Origin of the sequence: Pseudomonas gingeri (assembly GCF_013385425.1) — a bacterium.
In the GTDB taxonomy this organism is placed as follows: Bacteria; Pseudomonadota; Gammaproteobacteria; order Pseudomonadales; family Pseudomonadaceae; genus Aquipseudomonas; species Aquipseudomonas gingeri_D.
The window spans coordinates 756,515-765,333 of sequence record NZ_JACAQA010000005.1 but is presented as its reverse complement, the minus strand read 5'-3'; the positions used below and the strand labels follow the sequence as shown (position 1 = coordinate 765,333).

At 48.2% G+C, this 8,819-nt stretch carries 7 protein-coding genes; 1 reads left to right on the top strand and 6 read right to left on the bottom strand.

The window, feature by feature from the left end:
* Positions 1–22 precede the first annotated feature (22 nt).
* A complete protein-coding gene (gene rz1 / locus HX830_RS32480; protein ID WP_371317490.1) occupies positions 23–136 on the top strand; it encodes a lysis system o-spanin lipoprotein Rz1 in 114 nt (37 codons plus the stop codon).
* A gap of 7 nt (positions 137–143) precedes the next feature.
* Here rz1 and tnpB read toward each other — a convergent pair whose 3' ends face one another.
* The 6 genes from tnpB to asnB form a co-directional block, all read right to left on the bottom strand.
* Positions 144–365, bottom strand: a complete 222-nt coding sequence (gene tnpB / locus HX830_RS11365; RefSeq protein ID WP_256350448.1) for an IS66 family insertion sequence element accessory protein TnpB — start codon at positions 363–365, stop codon at positions 144–146.
* A gap of 321 nt (positions 366–686) precedes the next feature.
* Positions 687–1,526, bottom strand: a complete 840-nt coding sequence (locus HX830_RS11360) for a class I SAM-dependent methyltransferase (protein ID WP_177100193.1) — start codon at positions 1,524–1,526, stop codon at positions 687–689.
* Positions 1,527–2,333: 807 nt separating this feature from the next.
* Positions 2,334–3,299, bottom strand: a complete 966-nt coding sequence (locus HX830_RS11355; RefSeq protein ID WP_177100191.1) for an NAD-dependent epimerase/dehydratase family protein — start codon at positions 3,297–3,299, stop codon at positions 2,334–2,336.
* Positions 3,296–4,426: a glycosyltransferase family 4 protein gene (locus HX830_RS11350; RefSeq protein ID WP_177100189.1), complete on the bottom strand. Its 1,131-nt coding sequence runs from the start codon at positions 4,424–4,426 to the stop codon at positions 3,296–3,298. Before HX830_RS11350 ends, HX830_RS11355 begins: the two co-directional genes overlap by 4 nt.
* A 40-nt stretch (positions 4,427–4,466) precedes the next feature.
* On the bottom strand, positions 4,467–6,704 hold the full coding sequence (locus HX830_RS11345) for an O-antigen ligase family protein (protein ID WP_177100187.1): 2,238 nt from the start codon (positions 6,702–6,704) through the stop codon (positions 4,467–4,469).
* A 146-nt stretch (positions 6,705–6,850) separates the two neighbouring features.
* Complete coding sequence (gene asnB, locus HX830_RS11340; protein ID WP_177100185.1) at positions 6,851–8,818, bottom strand: asparagine synthase (glutamine-hydrolyzing); 1,968 nt, start codon at positions 8,816–8,818, stop codon at positions 6,851–6,853.
* Between the last annotated feature and the right edge of the window lies 1 nt (position 8,819).

The following is an 8,819-nucleotide window of genomic DNA, read 5'->3' as shown; positions in this document are numbered from 1 at the left end:
TGGGTTTCATGGCGCGCTTACAGTGGTTCCAGTAGTGGCGACATGTCCAAAGCCACCAGCACCGCCAGCGTGGGCGATGCAGGCACCGTCGAACTCTCTCCATCTGCTGGACGGACTGTTTGTAAGCGCCCCATAAACCCCACCTACCGCAAAAGTAGGTTCCATAGGCAGAAGCCGTTGAGCTCCCAATATAATATTTTCACTCGATTGCGTGGCTTGTTGAGGAAGACAAAAAGCACGGGGTCGAACACGGCGACTTTGATATCCAGCTCGACGAGGGCAGCGAGGCCATCGATGGACTTTCGAAAGTCCACGGGTTTGGGGTAGAGGTAGACTTTTTCTACTTTTGCATCGGGTCGCATCATGGCAGCAGGCTCCGGAAAGAATTCGGGAGCGCAGCATCGGGCATCAAATATTGGCTTGGAATGTGGGTTTCATGGCGCGCTTACGTTCATTTCGCTAACAACGTGACCGATTTTCAGCCTATTCAGAAACAGCCGTTCACGCCCCTACCGAAATGAACGATCACGATGAGCGAAATACGCACTAGGCAGTTCTTTTGAGCCACAACAAAAATCGATGGCCGTACAGAAGGAGAACAGGCAATGAACAGTATGTACCGCCGCTCGAAGAAGCGTTGATATGTATGCAGAGCGGTGAGTATTTCAAACCTTCCTCAGGGGCGCTTAGATATTTTTGGTCCTCTGGAGCACATACTCATTGCACCCAAGGCCGCCTGCGCATGTTTTCAATCGTATAAGGCTGAAGCCCCTTGATCTGTAGAAATCCATGACCTCTTCCGGCTTACTAACCTCGAACGGATATCCACCAATCCAGTCCACAATGTCATGCCATGCTGACATGCCGCGTTGTTTGCTATATGCGCTCCACGTGACGAGGGGTTTTCCGAACACAAAATCTTTCGCAAGAGTTCGACCCCACTGTTTATAGAGAGTATAAAGCGCAAGCGGCAAGCGAAGAACGCGGAACTTATTATACAGTTTCTTCAGGCGAAGCCAGCGTCGACTCTCGAAACCCTGATTGTTGTACAGTGAGATAAATAGCTTACCGTCGCTAGCAACCAGAGGCGCAACATTTGCCAGAGCATCCCACATGTGTCCGGTGTGATGCAGTACGCCCCAAGAGTAAACGATATCGAATTGACCGAGCTTATCCAGATACTCGGTATCAAGCACCGAGGCCTCGTTCACCGTCCACTGAGAATCATTGCTGAAATATCTGCGTCGAAGCTCAGTGGTGCACGCCACGGATTTCGGGTCATAGTCGAACGAAAAGACCGTGGCGCCAAGACGCCGGGCGGCAAGAGAGAAAAGGCCACTACCGCTACCGATGTCGAGAAAATTTTTGCCCTCAAGCGAGTCTACTTCGAGCATGGCACGGAGGCTTTTTTCAGCTTCACTGATGCGTTCTTCGTCAAGCACAGAAAGGAAATTTGACCAGTTTTCACCGAATGAGAAACGATCACCGCTAGCCAATTCCTGCTGATGCGTCCGTGCGTTGGACATTTTTTACCTGCAATTTTGGATGATTTTCTAAATGATATCAGACACCTCCGATCCGTGACAGTGAATTAGCCAGGAGCGTGACGATCAAGACAGTCGGTGACGCACTGATTGAAGCTGAAGTGCTCGTTTGGCAGGGACGCCGGAGAGGGTGGGACTTTACACCCCGGTTCGCTCCTTGCTGGGTGCCAAAGCCAGGATCCATTGCAAGATTATCAACGCCAGCCCGAAACTGCCCCCTTGGAGTACAGGCAGTATCTGGGAATTGCAGCATAATCAGTCCAAGAAAACGTCCGCACCTCCTGCTGTGCTCCCGTTCTCTTTCTGGAGCCTGCACGTCATGATGCGACCCGATGCAAAAGTAGAAAAAAGTCTACCTATACCTCAAGCCTGTTGACTTTCGAAAGTCCATCAACGGCCTCGCTGCTCGCTCTATGTCGAACTGGGTATCAAATTTGCCTCGGGTCGCATCATGACGTGCAGGCTCCAGAAAGACTCGGGAGCACAGTATCGGGGATCAACCTGAGATTTTAGATGTGGGATTCATGAATCCCTCTCCACAGAAGCATAGCTAAGGCCAGCGGCTTGAATGGTTAATTCATTTACCTAACAGCAACGATATACTATGTGGCCAATATCATGGATTGGTGATAGATTTCAATAAGGAAGCAAATAACTCACCATTGAATGGCCAAGCTCAGCCCCCCCCAACAAATACGGATAACAATACGCCCGAGCAACGGTTGCACCTCAAAACACACCCATCCCCATCTCCCGATAAAATAGCACTTCACCACGAGCAGAATGTAACTACCGAGCCTGCTTAAACGCCAAAGCGGTTTCGTTAAATGACTCTTCTATCGATTTCGGTGGAGTCCATCCCAGCAAATCAAGATTTTTCCTAATGTCGACCTGCAATGATGAACAAAGACGCTGCGCCACCTCGCGTCGTCCGAGCATCGTAGCGCCAAGAATCAGTAATGCCGACGGAATGGGTAACAAACGCGCGGAACATCCCAGTGCAACACCCAGCCTTTGTAACAATTCAGTTGTAGATACATCATCCCCATCGCTAACCAGAAATATCTGATTAGCCGCAGCAGGATGCCTGATACAGGTGACAATCAAATCAACCAAATTACTCATCGCTACCAGGCTACGCTTGTTTTTTACAAACCCTAACGGCAGGGGAAGCCCTCTACTTAACCAGTTGAGCATACTGTAAAAATTGGCCTTCACACCGGGACCATAGACTAGGACTGGCCGAATAATCACAACCTCCATACCGGAGCTGGCCGCGAGAGCCCGAAGGCCCATCTCAGCCTCCATTTTAGAAACCCCATAGGGATCCACTGGCGCCGGCAGATCATCTGCTTGAAATGGAAAGCCGGGAAAAGTATATTCTCCATTTACCTTTATTGAACTAATAAAAACAAATCGACGGACTCCAGCGGAAGCGGCCTGGGACGCCAACGCGAGTGTCTCATCAACATTAACTTTGCGGTACTCCGCGAGTGGATCGACTGAAGAGTCATCCATCACATGAACCCGTGCGGCCGCATGAATTACGCAATCACACCCTTGCGGAAACAGCTCTGCAGAAAACGCAGCAAGAGACATTGTTGGAATGATTGAGACACTTTCTGGAAAATCGACATCTCTTCGTCGAACTAAAGCGAAGACTTCAAACTCATCAGATCCCGAAAGCTGATCAATCAAAGCGCCGCCAACAAACCCCGTACCTCCAGTGACAAGAAGCTTCGTCTTTCCGTTCATACGCTAAGTTCCAGATTTCGATAAATACTCAAGTGCTGCTGAACTATTTTTTCAACAGCGAACTCGCGCTCAGCCAAAACTCGCCCGGCCTCACCCATGCGCCGACGCATAACCGAGTTGGTAATCAGTAACTCCAGCGCGGCAGCAAGTGCTCCAGCATCTTGAACGGGCACCAACAAACCACTCTTGCCCACATCAATTGCGTCTCGACAGCCAGGCACATCAGTCGTGACGACAGCGCGACCACAGGCGGCGGCTTCGACGAGCACCTTCGGCAACCCTTCCCGATATGACGGCAACGTCACAACATGGGCATGCGCAAATAACTGTGCGACATCTTTACGAAACCCAAGAAGCTGAACAACACCTTCCTCACGCCAAAGTTTTAGCTCCTCTTCGGTTATTGTCGTAGGATTGCCTGGATCAATATCGCCAATCAATTGAAATGTCGCGCTGACTCCACGCGCCCGAAGCAATTTTGCAGCCTCAACAAACTCAACGACACCTTTATCACGCAAAAGCCGAGCAGCTAAACAAACAATTGGAACCCCAGACCTTTCGAAAGTATTCTCATAATGAGAAAGATCGACACCTGACCCACGAATCAAAATAGATCGCGAGTATTCTAATGCACCTAACGAGACAAGTAAGTCACGATCATCGGAGTTCTGAAATATCACTTTCAAATTCCGCTTACCAAAGGCAACCCTGTAAAAAAAAACGACAAACTTTCGCAACGCCACAGCTTTAACGCCGCGAGACAGAAATACAAACCCAAGTCCAGACACCGCCGCAACGACGCCTCCCACTGGAGCCAAGCGAGCAGCAATGCCACCATATATAACGGGCTTTATGGTAACCAAATGCAGTAAATCAGGTCTAATTTTCCAAAGTAAACGCCATAGAAAATATAACACCAATAACTCTTTTAGTGGATTCCTGCCACTTCTAGAAAATGGCAGCTCATGATGTAAAAAACCGAGCTCCCGAATAACATCAACAGCCCCCCCCTTCATACTAGCAACATGAACCACATAGCCATTTTTTTTTGCAGCCAGTGCAATCTCCAGACGATGAGAGAGAAAAAATCCCGGATCATTAACAACAATCAAAAGAACCTTTTCCATCTCATCTCGCCCTCAAAATAAAAATTAACGATTAAAATATTCAGCCCTCCTGCTTATGAGGATTTTTTTGACCATTACTTGAAAAACTAACCGCAATTAGCGCACCCAAAATAAACCAAAAAATTCGCTGATATAGAATCTCATGAAAAAGACTCATGAATACAAAACAAAAAATCAGCAAGATGGCAGCGCCATTACGAACCCTATTGACCTTATCTACTACCAAACATTTCACGACCAGTATGAAGGAAAACAAAAAACCGGTGGCCCCCACTACCCCCGTCTCAGCCATCAGCCAAAGAAACGTATTGTGAATAATGATGGGAAAACCAACCAACTCGGGACTTTTCATGAAAAAATAGCCAAGTCCCCGCCCAAAGACAGGAGCCTCAATCCAAACTGAAATGGCCTGTTTAATCAACATCCAGCGCACAACATCGCTCGACTGATCAGAGAAACTAGGTTGAACTTTTTGCGCGTTACTAGTCGCTTGCAATGTACTAGCCGAAAGAAATTTAACAGTTTCGGGCAAATACAAAATCAACAACCACAAAACAATACTGACCATCAATGCTTTGAGTAGAACTCTCCACTGAGCTATGCGGGTTAGCGATGCAAAAGCAAGTAGCAGAAACATAACAAATATACCAGAACGTGATGAGGTGTAGTAAAGACCGGTCATCATCCACCCCAGGGACAAAACAAAAAGCACCTCGCATTTCACGCGCGGAAAAAACCTCAGGCGCTGGTCTTTATACATGGGAAGCAAGCCAATAAAGGCAGCAGATACTGATAAAATTTGAAATGCAAGAGCGTTGCGGTTCTCAGCATAACCTTCAATAGCAGGAGTGAAGCCTCGCCACTCGATAATTTTATAAATATGCAAAAAATGCAAAACCATCTGAGACAATAAAATCAGGCAGAGCACGACAACCATGACTTCAATTATACGTCTCGCGCCCCGAACTCCATGATAAGAAACCGCCAAGTATCCGGAAGCTAAAAAACCCAGTAAAACCAGCCAGCCAAAAATCTTGCTAAACGCCCAAGAGCTACTACCAAAATTCAACCAACCATGAAAAAAACCGAACAATAAAATAACAGACATCAACAATAATAGATAATTAAATCGAGGTACACGCCAAAGCGGCAGCTGCCGCTGAAAAATCGAATCTAAGAAAACAACGGACAATGCCAGAACGGCAAAGGGATCAGCGATATTTATATTTATAGTTGAGCCAGCGACAGGAAAATGGACCTGAAACATTACAAAAAGCGCAACTGAGAAACACAGAATCCAGGCGGCAACAGACTCAATGCTTACCCCCCTAATTACAGATTGGTAAGGCTTAATTGAGACAGCCGACAAATGCATGCTACTGACGGCTTTATTAGTTTTTAATGCGAACGGCGCCATAAAAATAATAGCGCCTACGGACAAGACACCGCATAAAATAGACGCTGCCATAGCCTTATCCGATTCGACATGCAAATACCCTAAAAAATAAACAGCTGCTATTTCACGCAGCCCCCATCCACCGAAGCTTATAGGCAACCCCGCCGCAAATGAAACTACAGCAGCAACAGAAAAAACCGAAAACCAATCGGTGCTCGGCACAACAAAATTAAACAACAGAGCAAAGCTACTGAGCATTAACACTGAACTAACCAATGTAATAAACACCAACTCAAAAAAGCGCAGAACATTCCTCTTTGTAAATAGGCTCTGATAAAACAACCGCTCAAAACGACTAATCGAAAAAAATAAACTGACAAACACCGCAAGCAAAACCAACGGTACTATTTCATCAAACGGAACAAGAGCAACGTACTCCTTAACTGCCGTCCCCAGCAAATACCCTCCGCCTATGAAGGCTAGAACAGCACTAATACAACCAACCAAAACACGCTCATAGGCAGCAATAACAGCATTTTCAACAGCGCTAACCCCCGCTGCTTGCAAAACTGCCTGGCGCCCGGCCATCTGGCCAAATAACGGGATAATCAATAAAGATGCAATATTGGCGGCACTACTTGCTCGAAACACTAGCCCCCAAGGAAGTCTAAATCCAACATGCGACAAGATGCGCCAATAACGATAAATGACCACCAGCACATTCAACGTAATCAACAGAAAGACCCCGACGCTCAGCGACAAAGGAAATGCTTTCAGTTGCTCATATACACTCGCAGGGCCAAAATAGGCAAACAGGGCAACAATCAAAAAAACTGACGTTAACACTCCAACGTAACGCCTACTTCCTTTGAAGAAACTCATATTTCCCCTCGATCCATTTTACCCAAAATTCAAACGAGAAGTCTTGCCGAACAACTCATGCATTCTATCCCATCGATCTCCACCGCCAACCACGCAAGAGGAAGTTGGTAAAAAGAACACTTTAGCAACAAACAGTAACCATGATGTTAACGCATATTATTTTCCAGCCAAGTTTGAAACATGAGAATATCCCAAAGATGGTACGCCCAATTACGGCTACCACAAAGGTGCTCAGACCATTTTCGGCGAATCGGCTCAGGTCGAAAGAAACCCTCTTGACGTAATCTGGACTCATCCAGCAATGCCTCGGCCCAATCCCGTAAAGGCCCCCGTAACCAGACATCGATAGGAACCCCGAAGCCCATCTTTGGTCTATCAATCAATGACTGAGGAACATGCCTATATAGTACTTGCCGTAACACCCACTTCCCGACACCATCGCGTTGCTTGAGGGACTGGGGTAACTGCCACGCGAACTCAACGATCCGGTGATCCAGCATAGGTACGCGAGATTCAAGGTTGACGGCCATCGCTGCACGATCAACCTTTGTCAGGATATCGTCTGGTAAATAGGTCAACAGGTCCAGAACCATCATGCGTTCAACCGGCTCCAGGTCGGTAAGATCTGGCATAAGTCCTGTCAACAATGTTTGAGGCTCATGTCCGCCGATCACCAACTGCGACGGATCCGCCCAGTGCGACACCAGACCATGGTAGAGACCACCGATCGACTCGCTTCCCAGCACCCCTGCGCCTTTATGTAGTTTGTCACCAAAACGATGACTGAAATGTGCCGAAGGTAGCCAGCCGAACAACTTTGACCACGTGTCCGGCGAAAGCGCAGTAATGGAACTGGCAGCAACTTTGCGAAGAGAAAGAGGCAATCGAGACAGTTTGCTCCAGGCATTGGATGCTGCGGTATAGCGCGTATAACCACTGAAAAGCTCGTCACCTGCGTCACCTGACAAGGATACGGTAACATGTTGTCTCGCTAGCTGAGAAACCAAGAAAGTCGGGATCTGGGACGAATCGGAGAAGGGCTCGTCGTAAATAGATGGAAGCCTTGGGATCACCGCCATAGCCTCCTGTGGCGTGATATACAATTCCGTATGATCTGTTCCTAAATGCCTCGCAACCGCCTTTGCATGTTCAGCTTCATTATAGCCTGGCTCATGGAAACCGATGGTAAATGTCTTCACCGGGCGACTGGACTGCGCTTGCATAAGCGCGACAATCGTAGACGAGTCAATACCACCCGACAGAAATGCACCCAATGGTACATCAGCCATCATTTGCTGCGCCACAGCCGACTTCAGCAACACTTCCAGTTCATCGACTGCCTGAAGAGGGTCTCGATATTTCTGACGAGCGGCCGTCCCATCAAGCACAGAGCTCAAAGCGGACCAGTATTCTCGAATCAGCGGCTCACGTTGATCCATCGAGACAGTAAGCATGCAGCCTGGCTGCAGCTTATGAATATTCTCGTAGATCGAAAAAGGTGCGGGCACATAGTTGTGACGCAGGTAGAGCGCCAACGCGTTCCGGTTTACAGTCGCATGAAACGCCGGATGTGCGCGCAAGGCCTTAAGTTCAGAGCCGAATAGAAAAACAGCCTGCTGCCCCTGCCCCTGCCCCTGCCAGCCGTAATATAGAGGTTTTTCCCCCAATCGATCTCTCGCAAGTATCAGCACCTTCTGTTCAAGGTCCCAAAGTGCGATGGCAAACATCCCGATGCACTGCTTCAGGGCTTTCTCTATCCCCCAGAGATCAAAGGCAGCGAGTAGCGTTTCAGTATCTGAATGACCGCGCCAAGAAGGAGGTCTGCCCGCGCTCTCCATCAGGCGGCGTAAATCCAAATGATTATAGATTTCACCATTGAAAACCATGACGTAACGGCCAGACACCGAAGCCATGGGTTGATGGCCCGCCGGTGAGAGGTCGACAATCGCCAGTCGCCGATGAGCCAGCCCCACCCCAGACTCCGGTTTTACCCATATGCCATGGTCATCAGGGCCACGGTGAATGATTGCGTCGGCCATACGCGAGCATTCATTTAGCAGTAAAGATTCTGTCGACTGCCCAGGCCATTTCAACTGTCCAGCTATTCCACACATG